The sequence below is a fragment of the Mesorhizobium sp. M0923 genome (assembly GCF_040319365.1).
GTDB lineage: Bacteria > Pseudomonadota > Alphaproteobacteria > Rhizobiales > Rhizobiaceae > Mesorhizobium.
Map to the genome: position 1 here is coordinate 84709 of NZ_JAMYNW010000006.1, position 17728 is coordinate 102436.

A 17728-nucleotide genomic window follows, 5' to 3' on the forward strand; every position below is an offset into this window, starting at 1 on the left:
AACACGGCTCAAAAGGGTTAGCTCATGAAGCTGTGGCCAAATAGGATTGCTACTTTCGATTTTGAGCAAGGGCAGTAAGCTGGGCGCATTGAAGTATATCTCAATGAGCCGAGCGGGAGGGGGATATGCACGTTGCTCGTGTTTATCTGCGGGTCAGTACGCAAGGGCAGGATCTCGATCGCCAGGAATCAATCATCGCTGAGGCGAGGGATGCCGGGTACTACATCGCCGGGGTCTACCGCGAGAAGGCATCCGGCGCTCGCGCCGACCGGCCGGAGCTGCTTCGCCTAATCGCGGACCTTCAGCCGGGGGAGGTTGTCGTTGCGGAGAAGATAGACCGCATCAGTCGTCTGCCTTTGCCTGAAGCTGAAAAGCTGATCGAAACAATTCGCAATAAGGGTGCTCGTCTTGCCGTACCTGGTGTGGTGGATCTTAGCGACATCGCGGCCAGCGCTGACGGCGTTGCCAAGATCGTGCTGGAGTCCATTCAGGAAATGTTGCTGAAGCTCGCCCTGCAAATGGCTCGAGACGATTTCGAGGATCGCCGCGAACGCCAGAGGCAAGGCATCGAATTGGCCAAGGCGGGCGGGAAATATGCCGGACGCCAAGCTGACCTGGTGACACACGAACGCATCATTGTCTTCCGATCTGGCGGCAACAGTATCAGCAGGACGGCGAAGCTGACCGGCTGCAGCGAAGCGCAGGTGAAGCGCGTCTGGGCTCGACATCAGAAGGAAAGCGGGAAGCCGGAAATGTTGTCGCAAAAGTTGAGTTCTGCGACTGTGCAAAAGTCAGTTGCAAAACCGTCGCTTTGATCGGGAGTTTTCGCGACAAGGGAGGGTCGCGCGAGGTGGTTTTCTTCCTTAGCTTCCCTCGATCGGAACGAGAAAGAAGCGGATTAACCCGGATCCCCGCTCGCGCGTCAACGGGTTGCAGCCGCTCCCGGAAAGGCGGCAACATGGCGTACCCACTCTGTCGGCCTCCTGGGCTTGAATGACCCAGCACAAGACACTCAGAGTGGGTCGCAGTGGCGTTGTCACACATGCAGACCAGCGAGACTGAGGCCGAGCCGTAGGTATTCACGATCCTCTGACCGAGCAAGTAGTGCCGAATCCAGAAACCAAGAAGCGAACTCTCGCGCCCCCGCGCTTGCAGTGCCACGCCAAGCCGCCCGCGTCGCCACAACAAAGGCAGCCGCAAGGTGACTAGCATCCTCGTGCCGTCCCGCATGTGCACAGCTGATCACCTGCCAAGCCAGATCACGTGGGCCGTCCGGTCGCGCGAGGTTCGACATCTGCGCCACACTCTCGGCCGGCCGACGGGCAAGAAGCAAAACGCGGGCCCGATGGATGAAGTAATATTCCGGAGGTGCCGGCATGAGTCGGAATGCCGACTCCAAAGTCTTTAAGCCCGAATCTGCATCGCCCAGGCAAGCCTGCGCGTAGCCCCATCCGGCCAATATTGTCGGATCATTCGGATTCAGTTCAAGCGCCTGAACATAGTGGCGCTTTGCCCGCGAGAACTCTTGGCGGTTCAGACAGACATATGCGAGCGCGTAGTGAGCCCGCGGGTCCGTGGTGTCGAGATTTATAGCCGCTTCAGCATGGCGGAGCGCTTGATCCAGCTTGGCTGATGCCTGCACGCCCACATCGGCGATGAATGCATGCACGCTGGCGAACGCCAGCCCATTATGGGCCCGCGCGAAGGTCGGGTCGATCTCAAGAGCCTTCTCGAACCAGTGTCGCGCTTGCGCCTGAGCTTCAGGGCTATCGACTTGATCCACATATCGGTTGCCCCGCACGAAACATTCGTAAGCGCGCAGATCCTGCGCTGGCCGGTGCTGCGCTCGCTCATGCACCAGCATCGTCAGGCGGGCAGCAACCGTTGTGGCTATTGTCGCCGCTAGCTCGTCCTGAATCGTGAACGGATTGTCCGCCGCCCGGTCATAGCGTTCGGCCCAGATTTGACGGCCCGTTTCCCTCTCGACCAACTTCGCCGTTACTCTTAGGCGCGAGCCTAACTGCTGGAGGGTCCCCTCGAGTTCGAATTGGGCATCATCAGCAGGACTGCTGCGGAAAACCGCAACGTCTCGAAACCGAGCAAGTTCGGTCGCGACTGCCTCACTCAGTCCTGACGCCAAGCCTGCCGTTCCGGCGGGCGCGTCAACGCCATCAAATGGGGCGACCATGACACCCGGGCGTCCGCCGATTGCAGCCCCGCCCGTGGGCGACTGCGCCCGCCGACCGGAGTCAAGCCGACGTTCAACTATGCGATCTCGCAGCTTGCAGGTAGCTGGTTCCGGATTCGCGCCGAGCTCGCGCTTCAGGATGGCGGCGCAGGCCTCGAACTGACGCACAGCGAGCGTCCACTGGTTCTGCTCGGCATAGTGGCGCATCAACGCCCGATGGGCTCCCTCGCTGAGAGGATCGAGAGCTAGCAGCCGGTGGGCCAGGTCATAGTCCGACTCCGTTTCGAGCAGATGGTCGATTGCCTGGACGAAAAGGCTGCGGAGCCTCTCGCGTTCTAACTCCAGCCACTCATTGAATGCAGGCGCGTGGATCTCAAGAGTAGCAAGAAGATCGCCCTTGAAGAGCGCTGCCGCCTGCCGCAGCTCGGCCGGCACGCGAGAGCGGGCGAGGCGCTCGAACTCCAACGCATCGACAACTACGCCGTCAGCCTGCAGGGAGACAGCGTCGCGTTCCGCAGTTAGAATGGTGCGGTACTCCACCAATCCTTTGCGAATATCGGTGAGGGCATAACGCAGGCTGCCACGAGCCTGCTCCTCTTCACACTCGCCCCAGAATAATCCGTAAAGCGCAGCCCGGCCATGACGGCGGCCCGGCGGCAATGCAAGATAGGCAAATAATGCCTGCGCCTTTCGGGTGCCGAAGATAACGGCTCTGCCTGACTCTGTCCGAACGCTGAACGCGCCCAAGACTTCGATGCTGATAGCAGCCATCCGATTTTTGCGCTCCTCAGCCTTACGGCGCCGTTTTTAACACGCTTCTAACGAAGCGCGAATGGCCGGCCGACGCTCCTCTCACGAGCAGGTGCGATAGTCCGACTGTAAATCAGATCGGAGCGTGCCATGACGCTATCACGCAAATGGTGGGAACCGTCGGCAGAGCATATTTCAGGCGACGAAGAACCAAGCAGTTACAACCGGGCACACCTGGACATAGGCGATCTCATGATCCTTTCGATGCAGGGCTCGGTGGTGGACCTCTCGGAGTACATACCATCGCGGAATCGCCCGCATGAACTTTACTGTGATTTCAACTCACGCGGGGTCGTCACACGCCTGGCCTCATCTGCCGCAAAAGGAATCACGCGGTGTCTGCGGGCGCAGCGATTTCTCCGCGGCCGTGGTGATCAATGAAGGGTGCATTCAATGGAGCTTACTCCTGATAAGGTAGCCCTTGTCCATCGGGTGGTTTCGGATCCCGGCCCGGATCCGGCGCTCGTCTACCACACGGATGCGGACTACGGCGCTGCTGTCGAGCAGATCCTGGCCTCTCATCCGAACGAGGAAGACATTTGGATCTTCGCCTATGGTTCTTTGATCTGGAAGCCGGAAGTGAATCATATCGAAGAGCGGATCGGGACGGTTCGAGGCTGGCACAGGTCGTTCTGCCTAAGTTTGACGAGATGGCGCGGTACCAAAGATCAGCCTGGCCTCATGATGGCTCTCGATCGAGGCGGCCAGTGCAAAGGCGTGGCGTACCGGCTCACCAGCGCAACAGCGCAGGCTCAACTCAACAAGCTGTTTCGCCGAGAGATGGGTGCAAAGCCTCCCACCAACATGCCGCGGTGGCTCACTGTCGCAATCGGTGGGCAGTCGGTGCGCGCGATCGCCTTTGTCGCGAACCGCAACGGACGCGGATATGTCGGAAAGCTTTCGCTCGAAATGACGGCCGAGAGGTTGTCCACGGCTTGTGGGCACTGGGGTTCGGGAGCCGAGTATCTCTACAACACCGTAGTCCAACTGGAGGCACGCGGTATTCGCGACCGTTATTTGTGGCGCCTACAAAGATTGGTCGCTGCCGAGATCGACGCCAATTCTTTTTGAGGACCGTAGACAGGAAGGTCCCGTTCGCTCTAACAGGACGTCCGCTTTTGTGTGCGTTGCCTGCCCGTTCCGATAGCCCGGCCCAGACGGCAAAGTTCCTGAAGGTTTGTCAACGCGGGCCGCCAATGCCAGCGGCAAACGTCGCGCTGCGGCCCGCATCGAAAAACCTTCAGGTTTTCTTCCGTAGCTTCCCTCGATCGGAACGAGAAAGAAGCGCGCCAGAGATGCCCGTTCCGGCGAAGGTCCGCTTACGAGCGGCCAAATCGGCGTGGCAAAGGCTGGTTTGGGTCATGGCGGTGAATTGACCCGGAGCAAGCGAGCTTCCGCTTAGCGTCGATTCCGGCGGCCTGGTTTTCGCAAAAGTCCTAAGTTTCGCGACAAAATGACCGGCGCTGAATTTTCAGGTAAAAATCTGTCGCAAAAGTCAGGTGCAAAAGTCAAACTTGTGCGACAGACTTTCGCGACACTTCGCGGCCCGGAATCCGGGCCGCTGCGGACGTGGTGCAGGTTTCCAGGATTTGCGAGACAACCCCTACATATCGAGACAACCCCTACATATGTAGAAGGCGTGCCGAAGGCTTTGCAGGCGCATCAGCTCGCATGAAACCGTATTCTGGTGGTACATTCGATGATGCAGGGGATCGGACTTAAACATCGCAACGGTTCTATGAAAGCATCGTCGCTCCTATTCTCCAAGAACATTTCCCCAATCTGCCCCACGCCGCATGCAGGATTGGCCTAGGCTCGGAAGTCCTCGGCTACGACACCGAAATGTCCGCAGATCACGACTACGGTCCTTGCGTTCAACTCTTTCTCCGTGAAGAGAGATTTTCCACGGTAGCCGTGGACATCATGCAGGCTCTCGATCGGAGCTTGCCCGCTTCCTTTGAGGGTCGGGCAGTTCGTTACCCCACGAATGTACGCCCACCGGCCGGGCACGCCGACAAGGGCGTGCTGGGCTCCTATCATGGCGTTGAGCTCTATACAGTATCCGCTTGGTGCGACCAGTTTCCTGGACGCCAGTTCGCAGCGGAACTCACTGCAAGCGAGTGGTTATCCTATTCGGAGCAAATGTTCTTAACCGTGACCACTGGCGCGGTGTTTCGCGATGATATAGGCGGGCTTTCTGCGCTCAGGACCCGACTTGCCTACTTCCCCCGCGATGTGTGGCTTTACAAACTCGCAGCTCAATGGGGACGCATTGCCGAAGAACGCGCCTATGTCGGCCGCACCGGCGACGTTGGGGACGAACTGGGCTCTCGCGTGATCGCGGCGCGCATGGTCGGAAATATCATGCGGCTCGCTATGCTGATCGAGCGCCGTTATTCGCCTTACCCCAAGTGGTTCGGTACGGCCTTTTCCCGATTGGACTGCGCACCCGATCTCACGCCGTTCCTTGAGCGTGTCATGATGGCACAGAATTGGCAGGAGCGTGAAGCCGGTCTCTTGGAGGCTTGCCACTTCATGGCCGAGCTGCAAATTGCAAAAAGTGTACCGGGCGCGCTCGCTCCGGCTGTTGGCTCCCTTCATGCCCGACCGTACCGGTTCATCGACTCGCTAAAAATTATCGATGCGCTGCGCGCCGCGATCGAAGATGACGACGTTCGGCAGTTACCGGAGTCCGGAGCAGCCGACCAGTTCCTAAGCAGTAACTACGTTCTCGCGGTTCCCGCCTACGCGAGTGCCGCCACAATCGCGCTGCTGAATACGACACTCGGAAGAGGAAGGAACTGAAGCTACAGCGTGCTTGGCCGAGGGGCACGGTTCGCCCGATCCACCTTTGCCAGGTTTGAAAATCAGGAGTTCTGCGACAGACATTTGCGACACTTCGCGGCTCGGAATCCGGGCGGCTGCGCGCCGGGTTTGGTCGAATTTGAAACTGCGCTCACTTGGACATTTTGAGCATTGCAGTCCCGATCAACGTAACGCCGATGGAAGCCAACTTCGCCAGGTCGAGCCGCTCCTTGAGGAAGAAGACACCAAACAGCACAGCGAACACCATGCTGGATTCCCGGACGGCGGATACCAGAGCCAAAGGCGCTTGCGTCATTGCCCAAGTGACGATCCAGTACGCCAAGAGAGAAATCATGCCCCCGAGAATTCCGACTTTCCAGCATTTCCGCAGCGAGACACGAACCTGCCCCCTTCGTAGATACAACGCCACCAAGGTTATCGGTATACCGTTGAAGAGGTGAGACCAGAAAGTGTAGCTCTCTGCGGTTTCGGCAAGACGGGCACCTAAACCATCTACGACCGTATATCCGGCGGTGAATATGCCTGTGCCCACTGCATACAGCACTGCCTTTGGTTCCCGGAAGCCATTCGCTCCGCGCGTCAGGGCTAGGCTCATGATACCCAGCGCGATAACAACGACCGAAAAACCTGCCTGCGAGGTTAGTGTCTCACCCACGATCGCAATGGATATGAACGCTACGATCAGCGGTGAGCAACCCCGAGAAATGGGATAAACGTGGCTCAGGTCTCCGTAACGATATGCTTTGATCAGAAACACGCAGTAGGCAGTGTTCAGCACACATGAAGCCCAAATATAGGGCCAGCTTTCTGCCGTTGGGAACGCCACAAATGGAACAACCGCGATGCCGACGGCAACCTGGCTCATCATCATGATTGCTATCATGACCAGCCTGTCAGCATTCACCTTGACCAAGGCGTTCCATGCCGCATGCAAAACAGCCGCGCCAAAAACCATCATAAATACGCCGGCTGTCACATAAATCTCCGTGTTCGGTAGTGTTAGAGCGTCCGCAACTTTCGATTAGCAGCTGTCACATGTCCAACACGTGACAGCGGTGTCCTCGTGAGCCGGGCCAATGCTGAAAAAGTCAGGCTTTCTGCGACACTGTTGCCTCGAACGACGGTCGGCGGCGGCTGAGCAAAAACAGGATCAGGAGCGCGCCGCATGAACACAGTGTGGCGAGGCCAAGGAGCGCATGGCTGCCAAACTGTGTCAGCAAACCGATGAGGGTCGGAGGGGACGCAGCCGAAATTAGATTGAGCGGCAGCGCGATGCGCGACGTTGCTTTGGCAAATTCGGCTTTGTCGTAGAACACCAAAGGAATGGTGGCCCGAGATACCGCGAGCGCGCCGCTGCCCAGGCCATAGAGCAGGATGAAGCCGACGACCGTCCAATAAGTGCCATCGCCCACGATGAGCAGCAACATGGCGACGGGCAAGCCGATACCGGCGACGGGACAGGTAACGACAGCTATCATTTCAAGGCGGGCGGCGGCGCCGATACGATCGTCGAATCCGGTTCCTATAGCGACAATGACGAGCTGGATTTCGGGGCGGGCATCGACGCGAACGAGCTCTGGTTCAGCCAGCAGGGCAACAACCTGGTCGTCTCGGTGCTGGGAACAACCGACAAGGTGACGATCAACGACTGGTTCGCCGGGCCAGGAAACGTCATCGAGACGATAAAGTCCGGCGATGGAAAGGTGCTCAATCACTCCGACGTGGCAACGCTGGTCGCTGCAATGGCCGGGTTTGATCCCGCAACGTCGCCGACGGGGTCAGGCATCCAGCCTGGTGACCCGCTGCTTGGCAATCCGGCTCAGACAGGCACTATCGCAGCAGCCATGCAGTCGTCCTGGGCGGCAGCTTGAGTTGAGCGATTGACAGATCCGAGCCGTGCGTCGGCTCGGATCTACCACTCACAGATACGAGACGCTTATCACCCGATGCTTGATCGCATCGCTCGTGTGGGCCTAGACTCCTAGACTCGAACCCGTGCCTAACAAATGAGTGCCGGCAATGGCCGGCTGGCATTCATTCGGCCGTGACGAATCAAACTCGATGGCTATCGCTCCCGTCGTCATCAACAACCCCGAGGACAGCCACGTACGCCACGCCTGGCTGCTGAGTTTCAGTGACGAGGCCCTGAGGCCTGCCTCCTTGCTGGCGCAACGCGATCTCGACAGATATACAATGCCAGCTTGGTCCAGCCACGAGAGGATAATTCATGCTGTTTGGGAATTCCCACAAGAAATTCGCGGGAACGTGGGACGATCGGCTCGACGGGTTATTTTCGTGCGGCGTGGACTACTCCGGTAAGACGGTTCTCGATGTTGGCTGCAGTATGGGGATTGTCGCTTATGAAATCGCCAAACACAAACCAGCTTACATCCATGGAATTGACATCCTGAAGCCGCACATCGGCGTGGCTCGCTCGATCTTTCTAGGGTCAAGCGTCGAAAGCCGATTTGACGCCATGAACCTGGGGAGCCGAAAGCTTCCGTCTGTTCTACAGGAGAGGTACGATATCGTTCTTCTCCTCGCCGTTTATCAGCATGTCCGCAGGGGATTGGGCCAAGAGAAGGCCGATCGCATCTTTACCGACATCATCAACCGCGCACAGACAATTGTGGCGCGAGTTCCCGACGAAGACGACATTCGTCTTCAGTCATTAATTGAGGGTGCTGCTGGGTTCACCTTATCTCATCGCAACAAGTCGCCAAGAGGGAGTACAGTTCTGGCTTATAATCGCCATTAGGCCAGTGCGCTTCTACGGCCCTCTCATCATTTTGGTATCGCTTGGCCGTTCGAGCGGTGGTTACGATCGCCTCGGCAACACGCCGTCAGACAGCAAAGTCTCGATCACGATCCAAGAGCGACAAGATACACTGGCGCGAGTTCGAGGGGTTCACTGCCGAGTTCTTCGAGCAGGGCACCTATTGCGGCGCGCCCTGCACCTCAGGCCGGGTTACATGCAACTGCTGAGCGTGCATCCAGTCGGCCGCGGCCTGCGCCTTGGCGGCGGCGGTGATGATAGCGCGCTTGTCGTGCTTCAGGACGGCGAGCCAACTTGCCAGGTAGGCGGCGGTGTTATCGCGCGGATCATGAGCCACGCCGAGATCGGCGCAAAGGAATGATGCCGCGAGCTCGGCGACTTATCTGAACAGTCAACCTGTCTCAGTGGGCCTTCTTGGCGCTGAATCCGAGAATTCACCGGATTTTCGATCAGCGGATCGGCATGAGACAGATTCCATGATGGAATCGATGCTCACGAAAAAAACGTCCAGAGCGCCTGGAAGACATAGCCGATCACCAATGATCCCGAAACTGCGAGCGCCACGAAGAGGGCGATGGTTGACGGCCTAAGGACCAAAGCTACGGCCAAGACGCCCCAAATACTGACCGCGCCGCCTGAAACGAGGAGTGCCATTGCCGCACCGGGTGACATGCCGAGATCAAGTAATCCTCGAACCAAGGGCAGTGCCGCAAGACCATCGAGATACATTGGTGCACCGACCAGCACCGCAAGTGGGATAGCATATGGGGAGCCCTCGCCGACATAGGTGGTGAGGAGATGAGACGGTAGAAGGTCGCGCAGCAGAAACTCGGCCGAAAAAGCAAATATCAAACAGATCACGACGATCCTTGTTGTGGAAATAAGGTTCGCTCCAAATGCTCGAATGCGAGCTGGCTCTCGCCAGATTCGGAAAGAGAAATCCGTTGGCGTGCACGTGCCGCACTGCCCATTATCCATAAATCGCTGCGGCCTTAACGGGTTTTGAACCATCTGCGTGCGCGCAAGGAGAGCCGTTCCCGCGCCTGAAAAGACTCCAAGCGCAAAGGCCGCAAGCATCTTTCCGAGGGCGAATCCAGGGCCGAGGAGCGCCCACGTCGCGGTGAACATTGTGGGTCCGGTAACAGGCGAGGAAAGCCAAAATGCCATGATGGGCGCGAGCGGAACGCCGGATGAAAGAAACCCGGTCGTGAGCGGCAGCACCGTTACGCCGCACACAGGTGTCACGGTGCCGATTGCCGACGCGATGACGACAGTTGAGATAGGGCGCCCCTTAAACCACCGTGCCGTTATGGTCGCCGCTCCGCTGGCCGCAACCCATGCCGAGATGACTAGCCCAATTGCAATCATCGGCGCGACATCGAGGAAGCTCTGCACGACGAAACGAAGCGTCTCCTGTGCCCTTTGCGGCCACGTAAGGGCGACAACGACTGTCAAAACGGCAGCCGTCGCCCAGATGACCTGCTTTCTTTGGGGCCTCGGGAGCGTGACAATCATGGCACCATCCTTTTTGGTGACGTTCATACATTGCCGGCTTCCATACGGAAAACGAATAGCATAAATATCAGCTATGAGCTTGAACGATGGAAGATCGGCACAACTGGACAGCGATTTGCTGCGTACGTTTCTCGCTGTAGCCAAAGCAGGGAGGTGTCAGCGGCGGCGCGGCGCACCTGCTCCGCACACAGTCTGCCGTTAGCCTGCAAGTGCAGAAACTGGAGGGTACTGTCGGACAGCGCATGTTCGAAAGGCATGGCCGTGGGGTTACCATAACTGCTGCCGGCGAGCAGTTGCTGCCCGTCGCTCGCCGTGTTGTCGAAATGCTGGATCAGACAGTCGCCGATCTGCGCGGAACGCAAGCGGACGAAGAAATCCGCTTCGGGATTCCCGAGGAATATGGTGATACGATCCTGCCGTCTATCCTGGCAGCCTTCACCGAAGAGGAGCCCACAAGCCGTATTTTTGTGCGCTGCAGTTCGAGCATGGAGTTTCCACATGCGTTGGCCGTCGGCGAGTTGGACATCGCTCTGCACTCACCTGAGCGCGTCTCAAAGGACGACGTTGTTGTTCATAGTGAACGCGCCGTGTGGGCCGGCTCCGTTTTCCACAATATCGAAACACGACGGCCCCTGCCGGTGGCTCTATTCGACAAAACCTGCTGGTGGAGGGAACGTTGTCTCGATCTTCTTCGGAAATCCGGGCTGGAGCATCAGATCGTTTGCACCAGTGAGAGCGTTTCTGGCGTTCGGGCCGCGATCGCGGCCGGCATCGCGATCGGCGTCTTGCCGCAACGCGCATTGACGGATCAAATGCGAACGGTTGCCGATGAGAAACTGCCGCAGCTAGGAGAAACACATCTGATGCTCACCAGCTCTTCGAACGCACCTAAACGGCTAGCCGACAAATTGACGGTGATCATCTCAAGGACATTCGAGGGAAAGTGACGTCGTTTTTGCGGCAATACGTCCGGCGATCGACCAAGCTGTCAGAATGTTCGTCGCCGCCGCCATCGCGGAGATCGCCGGCTGCTTCAGCTTCTGGCTGTGGCTTTGTGAGCCCAGCCGAGCTGGTGGCTGGCGCCGGGGCTGGTCTCGCTCGTCGTGTTCGCCTGGCTGCTCACGCTGGTGGACAGCAGCGCGGCCGGGCGGGCCTACGCGGCTTATGGCGGCGTCTACATCGCCGCCTCGCTGGCATTGGGCGATCGAGGGGTGAGGCCGGACTGTTGGGACACTTTGGGCGCCGCGATCAGCCTCGTCGGCGCCGCCGTCATCATCTTCGGCCCGCGTTCCGCCTAATGTGACGGCTGCCGGGCGTGCATCCAGTCGGCGATCTGCTGCGCCTTGCTCGCGGCGGTGAAGATGGCGCGCTTGTCGGAGCGGAGCACCCCAACCAGGAGGCGATATAGCGGGCGTGATCGGGCCGCGGCTCGACGCTGAGGTCGAGATCGGCGCAGATCATGGCGCTGAGAAGCTCGACCGTGCATTCCTCCATTGCGTAGGCGGCCGAGCCGAACCGCCCGGTGAGATCGCGGCCGAGGCGGTGCCTGGCGCCAGAAGCGTGCCCGCATCGTGGAGCAGGACGGCGTAATAGGCAACGGCGTCCCGGAAACAGGCGAACTCGGGCATCTGCACGTGATCCCTGGAGGGGATGTAACAGGCCCGCGAGCCGCCGTGGCGGATGTCGATGCTCAGCGCCGCGCAGAAGCGCTCGGCGCGCTCGATCCGCTCGGCCTCGGGCAGCACCGGCACTGTGGGTGGCGTATAGCCGTCGACTTGCGTGCAGTTGAAGACCGTGTAGCCGCGGGCGAACATGCCGCGTGCGGGCTCGTCGTGATCGTCGGCTCCTTCCTGACGCTCGGCGCCGCTGTCGCGATCACTCATCTTCCAGAACACGACAAGGTGGCCGCGCTCGCCCTTGCGAACCTGAGCGCCGATCTCCTGCCATTGGCGATAGGTGCCCCAGATGCCGGCGGGGTAGCCAGCCGCATGTGCCGCAGCCCAAAGGGTGATGACGTTGACCCCGCGATATGTCTTGCGTGAGGCGACGTTGACGGGGTGGTGATGGCCGATCCGTCATGGTGCCAGGGCATCCGGTAGTCGCCGGCGCCGGCCTCGATGGCGGCGATGATCTGGTTGGTGACGCGCTCATAGATATCGTTGTTGGTCCGGCCTGGCTGTTGCGATCGGTGGTCATGGGTGCCTCCTGTGCTCGCCCTCTCCGTCGAGGGCGAAGCGGCAGGGGCGGACGCGGCGAGCCGGGCCGTCACACTCTGTTCTCGGTTACTGGTGCGGAACAGGGTTGACGGCCCGGCAGCGTCTGCCACAACCGAGCCCCTGCCTCGACGGGCGAGCACAGGAGCCAGTGGCTCGACGGCCAGCGTATTGCTGAGCTGGGCGCCTGTCGCGACCAGTTGATCGAGTCGATGCCACTCCGCCGATTTGGTGAGCGCCATTTCCAGCGGCACGCCATCATTGCGGGCTTCGAGCAACGAGGCGCCCAGCGCCGTGAAGGCGCGCAGCGTGTCCGTGACGGCTGTCTTGGAATCGGCAATCCGTTCATCGTGTAGTCGTTTCGCCTCACGCCAGGTCTTCCCCACGATCCGGTCATGGGTCTCGACCACGGCATCGGCGACCGCCGCCTCCCATTCCACGGCGCAAACGGCAAGGATCGCCCAGCGTCGATCCGAGCTGATATCGCGCAAGCCATCGGTGAAGTAGCGCTCACCCTGCCGACGCAGGCGAGCGATGCGGTGTTGCGGGATGCCGGCGAGCACTTGCGGATCAAGATCCAGGCCGCGCAGGAACTCCAGTCGGTCAAGCAGCCGGTTCGCCGCCGCGGAATTGTTGCCGACCTCGAACTTGCGAAGCCAGATGAAGCGGCTGATGTTACCGGCCAACATTTCGGTCAGAAGCCCATCCAACCGCTCGCGCGCACCAGCATCCAGCTTTTCCGCAATCCGCGTTTCGATCCGGCGCTCGGCGTCGACCAGGGCGTCCGCGCACAAGCGCTCGATTGTCGACACGGCTGGCAAGATAGTCAAAGTCTCCCTCCACCGCGCGACAAAACGCTGAGCAAGGTCCTCGTTCGATCTGGCATCTTCAGCCTGATCGAAAAGCCAATCCCGCAGATCACGGGTACCGCGCCGCTCGATCGTCTCATTAACCGCCTGAGGCGTCGGCCGGCGCAGCCGATGAGGGCGAGATGAGCGATCCCGCAATGGCATTTCCTCGGCGCGATACCGGTCGAGCCATTTGCGAACCGTCCGCGGGCAGACGCCTGCGGCTTTGGCGACGGCCTCAGGCGTCTGTCCGCTCTCGACCTGCATTACAATTCGCTCTCGACCGAGCGGCGTCAGACGGGTATTCTTATGGATGTTCATCCGCTCCCCCTGGAATCACTGAAGCTTCGACAACCTCAGCTTTCCCGGTTCGGACCGGATGGATAACCTTCTGAAAGCTCACAACTAGCTACCAATGCGATCAGCTTTCGGGCTATCGGGGCATCCAGGGAGGATGGGTATGTTCTTGGCTAACGGGCTCAAGCTGCGGGACCGCGGGTGCACCCTGGCACTGATTTTGGCGATCATATGTGTATGTGCGCCTGCACTGGCGGCAAACGCGTCGGATCAGGCGTGCCGGTCCATCGCCAAGCTCACAATTCCAAGCGTGATCTTTACCGAGGCTAGCCTTCAAAAGCCGCAGGAAATCCCCGCAGATCCCTTCACTGCATTCACCGGCGCCTCGCCTCAGGCGGTAAAAGTGGGCGGGCACTGCCTTGTCCGAGGTGTTATCGGGAAACGCCAGGGGGTCGATGGTCAATCATATGGCACCCGGTTTGAGGTGCGTCTTCCGACGACCTGGAACGACATGTTCCTTTTCCAGGGCGGCGGCGCAGTTGATGGCTTCCTGGCGCCGGCCGTCGGGACCATTCCTTGCCGGAACTCGACCGCGGCTCCCGGGCTCTTGCGCGGCTACGCTGTTGTAAGCATGGATGGCGGGCACCCAAGCCCCGATCCGGCTTTCGGGGTCGATCAAGCCGCACGCATCGATTTTGCGTACGCCTCCATTGGCAAAGTCACTTCGGTCTCGAAGCAGGTGGTGGCCAAGTTCTATGGGGCGGCTCCGAAAAAGTCGGTGTTCATGGGATGCTCGAATGGCGGTCGTGAGGCGTTGATAGCGGCTCAGCGATATCCGCTCGAGTTCGACGGCATTGTTGCAGGTAGCCCGGGTTTTCGTCTCAGTGCCGCCAACATTGCCCAAGCCTGGGATACTCGCGAGTACATGAGCATCGCTCCCAAGGATGAGGCCGGCCATCCCATTCTATCCCGCGCCTTCTCCCAGCAGGATCTGAACCTCGTCGCCAACGCGGTTCTCGCTGCCTGTGATGCCCGCGATGGCATTGAGGATGGCGTCATCAACGCCTGGCAGCAGTGCCGGTTCGACCCAAAGGTCCTGTCCTGCCAAGGCGATAAGACGGACAGCTGCCTCACGGCTGGTCAAGTGCAGGCCATCAGCCGCGCGTTCGCGGGTCCGGAAAGCTCCGATGGCGAAAAGCTTTACAGCGATTGGCCATATGATACGGGCGTTGCGGGCGCGGACTGGAGAATGTGGAAGCTGGGCAATTCCCCCACTTCCCAGTCGGATGCAAACAACATCGTTCTGGGAGCCCGCTCGCTTCAATACTACTTCATGACGCCCCCGGCGCCGAATTTTGCCCCCCTGAAATTCGACTTCGACAAGGATCCGGCACGCGTTGCGGATACGGCCAAGCTCAATGATGCGACCGGCACGTATCTCGCCAGCTTCGCTGCCCACGGTGGAAAGCTGCTCTTGTTTCAGGGACTTTCCGATCCGGTCTTCTCGGCCAACGATCTGGTGCGCTGGTACAAGCAAGTCGTCGAGGTCACAGGCGGCGGCGATTTGGAAGCGACTCGCCGTTTCGTGCGCATGTTCATAATCCCGGGGATGACCCACTGCGGCGATGGCCAAGCCTTCGACGACTTTGATCCTTTGGCCGCCATCGAGGGCTGGATAAACCAAGACAAGGCTCCGGATTCTCTCGCGGCTGGCAGCAAGGCATTCCCTGGCAAGCACCAGCCGATCTGCGCTTATCCCACTCAAGCTGCCTATGACGGTAAGGGAAATCCCGATGAGATCGCGAGCTATTCGTGTCGGGGATAAGAGACCTCGTCACTTGTTCGCTTCAATCTGCGCGCATTCCCGGAACAGGTCTCCCGGACCAAGGATCGGTTGGAAAAGCTAAACCCGGAATTTGTGGGCCGTGCCATAACGCAGTTGATGATCATGCCTGACGGAAGCGTCGGCCGCCGATAGTCTGGATACAGCGCTCGCTGTGCTCGATGAGGTATTGTTATCGCCTGAGATCTGACCGCCTCATCCCAGCGGACAAAACGGGGCAGGGGAGGGGGCTTTTCAGAGCCCGGACGCCTTGGTGAGATTGACGCGGAAACGATCGCGCCGGCGCTGATACTTTCGCGTCATCTCGGCCGAGGCGTGACCGAGCTGCTTTTGCACATAGCGCTCGTCGACCTCGGCCGAGGACGCGAGGCCGGCGCGCAGCGAATGGCCAGCAAACTTTTGACCGCGTTCGCCCTCCGACAGATCGCCACGCACGCCGGCTGCGAGCGCCGTGCGCTTGACCAGCCGCGCAACTTCCTGGTCGTTAAGCCGATCGGCGCCGACTTTTTTGCCTTGCCCTATTACCCTTCGGAACAAAGGGCCATGGCCGATCCGCGCCAGCTTCAGCCAGGTTTGCAGCGCGACCACCGGGCAGGTGGCGTCGGAGGAGCCGCGGCCGACCTCGACCTCGCGCCAACCGGTTTTGCCGCGCAGGGTCACCAGCACGCCCTTGTCAGGAAAAAACTCAATCCAGCCAGAAGAATCTCGGTCTGGTCGCGACCAATGTCGAGCCCGACGATTTCCGAGCGCCGCAGCCCACCGGCAAAACCCAGAAGCAGCATGGCGCAGTCGCGCAGCCCGCGCAGCGTGCCGCGGTCGAGGGTTTCCAGCATGGCGATCAGATCCTCGGGCAGGATCGCTTCCTTCTGCCGGGGAGGGGAGGCGTGGGTGTTGCGAATGCCAGCCATCACCGTGGCGATATGCCGATCCTTGCGGTTCAGCGGTTCGCCGCGCTGGGCAAAATTCCAGGAGAGTGACGAAAGGCGGCGCTCAATGGTTGAAACGGTGTTGGGCTTTTTGTCGCCAGTGGCCGTACCTGACGCGCAGGCGGCGATATAAAGCCCGAAGAAGGTCAAACGGACCGCAGAGATACTGTCGCTATCCCCTCGCACGGTCCGATTTCATCTTGATCTGGCACGGGCCAAGCTGGGTGCCAAGAGCTTGGCCCATGCGGTTGCGATCGCGGCAGAGCGCGGCCTTTTCTTTCAAAGACTGTTCTGATCGGTAGCCAAGCGCTTCGCGGGAAGCCGCCGGCAAAACTCGTTCCGTTTCGTGAAGCTGGGATTGATGAATGACTGGATCATGGGGAAAGAAGGGAGACGTCGCTCAGGACAACCTGATCCGGAAAGGCACCGCGACGCTCTGAGGGTAGAATGCTGGCCAAACCAAGTGTCTTATTCGCAAACCACACGGTAGCGCTTGCCGGGCTCGCTGACGTTCTTGCAGACAAGCGGCTTGTGTGGTTCGGAAGAGGAGAGCGGAGGACTTGCGGCCCGCCAAACGCCTCTCTTTGATGTCTTTTGACTTGCCGAACGGCGCGGTTCGCGCCTCTCCGGCTGTGGCGCAACCGGAAACACGCTGGTTTCGATCTGTGGCTGCTGCAGGCGTGGCGGCTCTTTGTCAAAGAATCGTCTGGCATCAAGCGATCTCGGAATAATCACCGTACCATCGTCGCTGCGCGCGCAGCCGCTACCCAACAGTAAAGCCAGCCCCAGGAAAAAAGGCAGAATCCGTTCAAACATAAGCACACCCTTGGCGGGCATATACCCCGGCTTGCGGGTCGCCGACAACCGGCGGAATGGGCACGAAGAAAGGGCGGCATTGCTTGCCGCCCTTCCGAAATTGTTGAGATGCGTGGATTAGAAATCCATGCCGCCCATGCCGCCCATGCCGCCCATGCCGCCGCCGCCCATACCGCCAGGCATGCCGCCGCCAGCCGACTCCTTCTTCGGAGCCTCCGCGATCATGGCTTCGGTGGTGACCAGCAGGCCGGCGACCGAGGCCGCGTCCTGGAGAGCCGTGCGCACGACCTTGACCGGATCGACGATACCCATGGCGATCATGTCGCCATATTCGCCGGTCTGGGCGTTGTAGCCGAAGGTCGCGGTCGATTTGAAGACCGCCAAGGCATCGCGACGATCTTTTCGGGCTCGCCACTCTCTCCAATGCGCAGAGGCCTCCCGCTGAGATCGAGGAGTTTGGCAGAACCTTCACTCAAGACTGCCTGACGGCTCCAGGGCCTTCTGTTGCTGGCGGTTTACGGCACCCGTCTGGGGGAGCGGGCGGCCGTAGTGGTCATTACCGACAACTCTCCTTCGTCATCATTTCGGTTCGCAGGATCTCCCCGTCGGATCGGCCGTACTTGTAAACGGCCGGCAGCCCGATTCAAGGCAGGTTTGGCGCCGGCTCAAC

12 protein-coding genes and 9 pseudogenes are annotated in these 17728 nt (G+C 59.9%); 10 read left to right on the forward strand and 11 right to left on the reverse strand.

The annotated features are described in order from the left end of the window. Positions 1-125: 125 nt before the first annotated feature. The gene (locus NKH89_RS12315) at positions 126-815 is read left to right on the forward strand and encodes a recombinase family protein (protein WP_023802407.1); all 690 of its coding nucleotides are present in this window, start codon (positions 126-128) and stop codon (positions 813-815) included. 221 nt (positions 816-1036) lie between these two features. On the opposite strand, the gene NKH89_RS12320 is transcribed toward NKH89_RS12315, so the two are convergent. Further along, positions 1037-2959, reverse strand: a complete 1923-nt coding sequence (locus tag NKH89_RS12320; RefSeq protein ID WP_023802408.1) for a BTAD domain-containing putative transcriptional regulator — start codon at positions 2957-2959, stop codon at positions 1037-1039. A 432-nt stretch (positions 2960-3391) separates the two neighbouring features. Between NKH89_RS12320 and NKH89_RS12325 the strand changes: the two genes are divergently transcribed. Both NKH89_RS12325 and NKH89_RS12330 read left to right on the forward strand, forming a co-directional pair. Then, complete coding sequence (locus NKH89_RS12325) at positions 3392-4069, forward strand: gamma-glutamylcyclotransferase (RefSeq protein ID WP_023802409.1); 678 nt, start codon at positions 3392-3394, stop codon at positions 4067-4069. A 771-nt stretch (positions 4070-4840) separates the two neighbouring features. Then, on the forward strand, positions 4841-5803 hold the full coding sequence (locus NKH89_RS12330) for a DUF4037 domain-containing protein (RefSeq protein ID WP_023802410.1): 963 nt from the start codon (positions 4841-4843) through the stop codon (positions 5801-5803). Positions 5804-5954: 151 nt separating this feature from the next. On the opposite strand, the gene NKH89_RS12335 is transcribed toward NKH89_RS12330, so the two are convergent. Both NKH89_RS12335 and NKH89_RS12340 read right to left on the reverse strand, forming a co-directional pair. Further along, a complete protein-coding gene (locus NKH89_RS12335; protein ID WP_031256293.1) occupies positions 5955-6800 on the reverse strand; it encodes a DMT family transporter in 846 nt (281 codons plus the stop codon). 112 nt (positions 6801-6912) lie between these two features. After that, a pseudogene (locus NKH89_RS12340) lies at positions 6913-7293 on the reverse strand (MFS transporter); the annotation flags it as partial. Between the two features lie 165 nt (positions 7294-7458). On the opposite strand from NKH89_RS12340, the gene NKH89_RS12345 reads away from it, so the two are divergent. Continuing rightward, positions 7459-7695 (forward strand): hypothetical protein, encoded by a 237-nt coding sequence (locus NKH89_RS12345; RefSeq protein ID WP_352909100.1) that lies wholly within the window; start codon positions 7459-7461, stop codon positions 7693-7695. 356 nt (positions 7696-8051) lie between these two features. Then, positions 8052-8582 carry a class I SAM-dependent methyltransferase gene (locus NKH89_RS12350; RefSeq protein WP_023802413.1) on the forward strand — a complete coding sequence of 177 codons (531 nt, stop codon included), beginning with the start codon at positions 8052-8054 and terminating at the stop codon, positions 8580-8582. A 178-nt stretch (positions 8583-8760) separates the two neighbouring features. On the opposite strand, the pseudogene NKH89_RS12355 reads toward NKH89_RS12350, so the two are convergent. Together NKH89_RS12355 and NKH89_RS12360 are read right to left on the reverse strand one after the other, a co-directional pair. Beyond that, positions 8761-8979 (reverse strand): annotated as a pseudogene (locus NKH89_RS12355) (zincin-like metallopeptidase domain-containing protein); the annotation flags it as partial. 113 nt (positions 8980-9092) lie between these two features. After that, positions 9093-10142: a permease gene (locus tag NKH89_RS12360; protein WP_023802415.1), complete on the reverse strand. Its 1050-nt coding sequence runs from the start codon at positions 10140-10142 to the stop codon at positions 9093-9095. A 131-nt stretch (positions 10143-10273) separates the two neighbouring features. On the opposite strand from NKH89_RS12360, the pseudogene NKH89_RS12365 reads away from it, so the two are divergent. From NKH89_RS12365 to NKH89_RS12375, 3 genes and pseudogenes are all read left to right on the forward strand, one after another. Next, positions 10274-10393: pseudogene (locus tag NKH89_RS12365) on the forward strand (LysR family transcriptional regulator); the annotation flags it as partial. A 45-nt stretch (positions 10394-10438) separates the two neighbouring features. Continuing rightward, on the forward strand, positions 10439-11062 hold the full coding sequence (locus NKH89_RS12370) for a LysR substrate-binding domain-containing protein (protein WP_280811222.1): 624 nt from the start codon (positions 10439-10441) through the stop codon (positions 11060-11062). 46 nt (positions 11063-11108) lie between these two features. Beyond that, positions 11109-11413, forward strand: a pseudogene (locus NKH89_RS12375) (YnfA family protein). On the opposite strand, the pseudogene NKH89_RS12380 reads toward NKH89_RS12375, so the two are convergent. The 3 pseudogenes from NKH89_RS12380 to NKH89_RS12390 all read right to left on the reverse strand — a co-directional run. After that, a pseudogene (locus tag NKH89_RS12380) lies at positions 11410-12311 on the reverse strand (ArdC family protein). The pseudogenes NKH89_RS12375 and NKH89_RS12380 sit on opposite strands and share 4 nt — an antisense overlap. Before the next feature lie 154 nt (positions 12312-12465). Continuing rightward, positions 12466-13260, reverse strand: a pseudogene (locus tag NKH89_RS12385) (Tn3 family transposase); the annotation flags it as partial. After that, positions 13261-13497, reverse strand: a pseudogene (locus tag NKH89_RS12390) (leucine zipper domain-containing protein); the annotation flags it as partial. Positions 13498-13636: 139 nt separating this feature from the next. Between NKH89_RS12390 and NKH89_RS12395 the strand changes: the two are divergent. Then, entirely contained in the window at positions 13637-15298 is a 1662-nt protein-coding gene (locus NKH89_RS12395) for a tannase/feruloyl esterase family alpha/beta hydrolase (RefSeq protein WP_352908969.1), read from the forward strand. A gap of 252 nt (positions 15299-15550) precedes the next feature. Here NKH89_RS12395 and NKH89_RS12400 read toward each other — a convergent pair. Further along, a pseudogene (locus NKH89_RS12400) lies at positions 15551-16380 on the reverse strand (site-specific integrase); the annotation flags it as partial. 28 nt (positions 16381-16408) lie between these two features. On the opposite strand from NKH89_RS12400, the gene NKH89_RS12405 reads away from it, so the two are divergent. Further along, the gene (locus tag NKH89_RS12405) at positions 16409-16537 is read left to right on the forward strand and encodes a LuxR C-terminal-related transcriptional regulator (RefSeq protein ID WP_245277853.1); all 129 of its coding nucleotides are present in this window, start codon (positions 16409-16411) and stop codon (positions 16535-16537) included. Positions 16538-16710: 173 nt separating this feature from the next. Here NKH89_RS12405 and NKH89_RS12410 read toward each other — a convergent pair whose 3' ends face one another. Continuing rightward, the gene (locus NKH89_RS12410; protein WP_031256886.1) at positions 16711-17058 is read right to left on the reverse strand and encodes a hypothetical protein; all 348 of its coding nucleotides are present in this window, start codon (positions 17056-17058) and stop codon (positions 16711-16713) included. Positions 17059-17175: 117 nt separating this feature from the next. Further along, positions 17176-17421, reverse strand: a pseudogene (locus tag NKH89_RS12415) (TCP-1/cpn60 chaperonin family protein); the annotation flags it as partial. Positions 17422-17728: the final 307 nt, after the last annotated feature.

Bases quoted from the DNA above. Each gene is read 5' to 3' on its own strand.
- NKH89_RS12315 (WP_023802407.1), top strand. From the start codon at position 126: ATGCACGTTGCTCGTGTTTATCTGCGGGTCAGTACGCAAGGGCAGGAT.
- NKH89_RS12320 (WP_023802408.1), bottom strand. From the start codon at position 2,959: ATGGCTGCTATCAGCATCGAAGTCTTGGGCGCGTTCAGCGTTCGGACA.
- NKH89_RS12325 (WP_023802409.1), top strand. From the start codon at position 3,392: ATGGAGCTTACTCCTGATAAGGTAGCCCTTGTCCATCGGGTGGTTTCG.
- NKH89_RS12330 (WP_023802410.1), top strand. From the start codon at position 4,841: ATGTCCGCAGATCACGACTACGGTCCTTGCGTTCAACTCTTTCTCCGT.
- NKH89_RS12350 (WP_023802413.1), top strand. From the start codon at position 8,052: ATGCTGTTTGGGAATTCCCACAAGAAATTCGCGGGAACGTGGGACGAT.
- NKH89_RS12360 (WP_023802415.1), bottom strand. From the start codon at position 10,142: ATGAACGTCACCAAAAAGGATGGTGCCATGATTGTCACGCTCCCGAGG.
- NKH89_RS12370 (WP_280811222.1), top strand. From the start codon at position 10,439: ATGCTGGATCAGACAGTCGCCGATCTGCGCGGAACGCAAGCGGACGAA.
- NKH89_RS12395 (WP_352908969.1), top strand. From the start codon at position 13,637: ATGTTCTTGGCTAACGGGCTCAAGCTGCGGGACCGCGGGTGCACCCTG.
- NKH89_RS12410 (WP_031256886.1), bottom strand. From the start codon at position 17,058: ATGTTTGAACGGATTCTGCCTTTTTTCCTGGGGCTGGCTTTACTGTTG.